The organism is Microcystis sp. M53603_WE2, from assembly GCF_030065435.1.
The window spans coordinates 1-3,205 of record NZ_JASJFF010001171.1 but is presented as its reverse complement, the minus strand read 5'-3'; the positions used below and the strand labels follow the sequence as shown (position 1 = coordinate 3,205).

The 3,205-nt window shown below is 40.5% G+C and carries 2 protein-coding genes; both read right to left on the bottom strand.

All coding sequences use genetic code 11. The annotated features are described in order from the left end of the window. Positions 1 to 497: 497 nt before the first annotated feature. Complete coding sequence (locus PX481_RS24570) at positions 498 to 1,793, bottom strand: GUN4 domain-containing protein (RefSeq protein WP_288096559.1); 1,296 nt, start codon at positions 1,791 to 1,793, stop codon at positions 498 to 500. Between the two features lie 104 nt (positions 1,794 to 1,897). Next, the gene (locus PX481_RS24565) at positions 1,898 to 2,938 is read right to left on the bottom strand and encodes an NACHT domain-containing protein (RefSeq protein ID WP_288096557.1); all 1,041 of its coding nucleotides are present in this window, start codon (positions 2,936 to 2,938) and stop codon (positions 1,898 to 1,900) included. Positions 2,939 to 3,205 lie beyond the last annotated feature (267 nt).

Genomic DNA, 3,205 nt, shown 5'->3' with positions numbered 1-3,205 from the left:
TCCTTATCTGGCAAAAGACTTAATTGATTAGTTCGCTCTAGATAAAAAACAATTGACAAAAATCGCTAAATGCCTTTCTATATAAGGGTTCCATCCCTTATAACCCCCGTCCATTGCATAACACAAACCGAAGAGCCAAAAGCTTAATCAGCAAAGGTTTAACTGTGCCACCCAGGGGTGAGAACCGCTATAATATCCCTTATCAAGGAGTCGTAGGCGGGGGGATGAAACTTAAAGCGATTGCGTTTTTTTATTAAAAAATCAGGTGTTATTGTTGATAAGTTTTGCTGTTAGCAGGGGAATTTTGGGGGGCAGTTTTGAGGTTTGATCCCCCCAACCCCCCTTGATAAGGGGGGCTTTTTACTGGTTGAATTTGATCCCCCCAACCCCCCTTGATAAGGGGGGCTTTTTACTGATTTAAGATGATTGGTTAATTGCATAGGTTTGATCCACCCAACCCCCCTTATCAAGGGGGGCTTTTTACTGGTTTAAGATGTCTAAATCTGTGATATATTACAGGTTACAAGTCTCTGCGCGAGAAAAGTGATATACCACCTCACAAACCCCTCTTCATCCTTCTTCAAGGGTAGGTGTGCGTGCTTACTACCATCTAATAAAAAAGTTAGCTGATCATAGCTCAACAAGTCTCCGCCCCTGCGCCAACCCACCTCGTCAGCGAATTTTTTATACACATCATAATCGTATTCCCCTGGGACACCACCGCAATCCAGCCAGACTTTTTTCTGCACAGAAAAGCCAAATTTGCCGCCGCTATTATCTACCCAGAGCTTGTCAATGGTGCGTAACTCTTCACAGGGAAAGTTGTTAATGCTTTCTTCATCTAGCCAGCCTTCATCTTCCCTTTTAGCAATTAACAACATTAACCGCGCCGTTTCCTCATCGGCTTTGCGCCATTGGCCATTTTTCAGATAGGTTTCTAGTTGTGTAAAGAGAGAAGTCTGTCGTTTTTGTTCTAAAAATTCCAAACCTCGACGTTTTTTAACAGGTAATTCTCGATAACATCGCTCCGCTAATCCCTGAGCTTTAGGATTAGATTGATTATAAAAATAGACAATAAAATCAGTCGGATTAATCAATAAAGTAGCATACATAATGCAAGCCTCGTACCAGAGATTTTGCTCCCAATTTTCCTTGAGTAAATTTTCTTGCTTTAACCGTTTAACTTCCAAAGCGATTAAATAGGATTGAAAAAAATTATGGGCAAACTCATAGTATTCATCTTTTTTCAAAATTAACTCACTCACATGAATTAACCGCTCTACAAAATCCTTAGCCGAAGTGCTTTCAGGATAACCCAATTCCTGAATAAAATTTTGTATAGAACTCAGTAATTCCGAATATTCAATCGTGGTTGTATTTCCCATTTTCAGGGCTAACTGTTGTAATACCCGTTGACGATGATTTTCCTCATTATTATCTAAAATCATATCAATGCCCCTAGCTTGAGGGCGAGTGATCAATTGCAGATCAAAAATTCGGCGAAATAAATCCACTCGTTGCTGAGGTAATTTTTGTCCCGAGCCAAAGTTTGCCCGATGTAACTGTACTATCATATTCAGATTTAAGGGATTTCTCGCCAAGGCTAATAGAGTAGAACTTTCCCCGGAATCATCGAGAGCAAATAACTGATTAATTAAATCCTTTGCTTTATTATCGGCAGCTTCTTGTTTAGCTTTTAAACTTCTGCTAACTCTGGTTTCCTGCTCTTGCCAGAAATACCATTTATACACAAAATCCCGAATATTTTTATCGGTAAATTCATTAATAAACACCTTTTGCCGATGTTTATGCTCAGAGCTATAGCGGTGTGCAGTCGTATGAGGTACAGTGTCACGAGCTATAAACCATGCTAGGCAAAGCTTGGTTTGTATCTCACTCAAGCGCTTACCGCTATAAACGCTTGATAGCCTTTGGGACGAGAGGTTAAAATAAAATAGTTTTGGCGAAAATCATGCCACTGTTTGCCAATCCATTGACTGACTTTTTCGGCATATTCGGGTTTAACTTCATCAAAACCATCAAACATCACTAACATTCGCTGACGGGTTAAATGACTTTTAGCCCAGTTCTGAGGTAAATCTAATTCTTGAGAAATATCTTGTTTAAGATGTCGCTCAATTAAAGTCGGTAAATCTAATCCTTCTGTGGTGGTAATCACTTCCTGCCATCTCCGTAAACGTAAAAAGACAGGAATTAAAAAAGGTGCATTTTGTTTCGGTTGTTTTAGAGCGTAGTTATAGGCTAAATGACGCAATAAAGTTGTTTTTCCTCGTCCACCAGGAGCCAGAATTAACAACCGTAAATTTGTCCTCTTTTTAGCCCGACGCAATAAATCCCAAATATCATCCCCCGTACCTTTAGATTCTTCTTCTGAGCGCAGTTCTAATTGACTCAGATCCAAATTAATAAAAATTTCTTCCAGTTCCGGAGTAGAAAAACCAAAGATTGCATCTTCAATCCCTTCAATATCATCATAACGACAATCTGAATCCCGTAATTTAATTAAATATTTCCCGTCAGGATTAGCTAATTGCCAACGTATTTTTTCCAGTCTTTTGTCTAGCCAAACAAAAAAGCTTAAAGCTGTACCTTTACCATGATTTTTACCTTTGGTTCTTGCTATTTCTAAAAACCCTTGACTCCAGGCTGATCCGTAGGTAAAAAAGCCCGTGACGATAAAAGTGACTCCCCCGACAATAATCGCCTTAACCGTGTCATGTTGACTAAGCCAAGTTAAGCCGCCTGTAATGCTACCCCCGATAATTGGAAGGGAAGGAGCGGAGGTTCGGAGTTGATGGGCAACAAAAGCAGTGATTTTTCCCGTCCAAACTTCAGCCTGTTCCTTTTCCTGGTCAAAATCTGATTCTTTTTTCTCTTCAGATTCGGATTCTTCCGGCTTTGCGGTTTTATCGTCCATAAACCCCCTTTGATCAACCTCTTCTAATTATACTAGACCCCTTTAGAGTGGTGTTATTGGCTTATAAGTAGGTAGGCGTTAAAAATTATCAGACACCCCCCTTATCAAGGGGGGATTAAGGGGGGATCGGCACCCCCCTTATCAAGGGGGGCAGGGGGGATCGAACCGGAAATGTCGCTTTTTTATCCCGATGGACAAGCTTTCACTAGCTATAATCAGGAAAAACAACGAGCGGAACGATTAGCCAATAAACTGCGGGAATTAGGC

What these genes read in the sequence shown, in the direction of transcription:
- PX481_RS24565 (WP_288096557.1), bottom strand. Translation starts at nt 2,938, where the DNA reads ATGGACGATAAAACCGCAAAGCCGGAAGAATCCGAATCTGAAGAGAAA.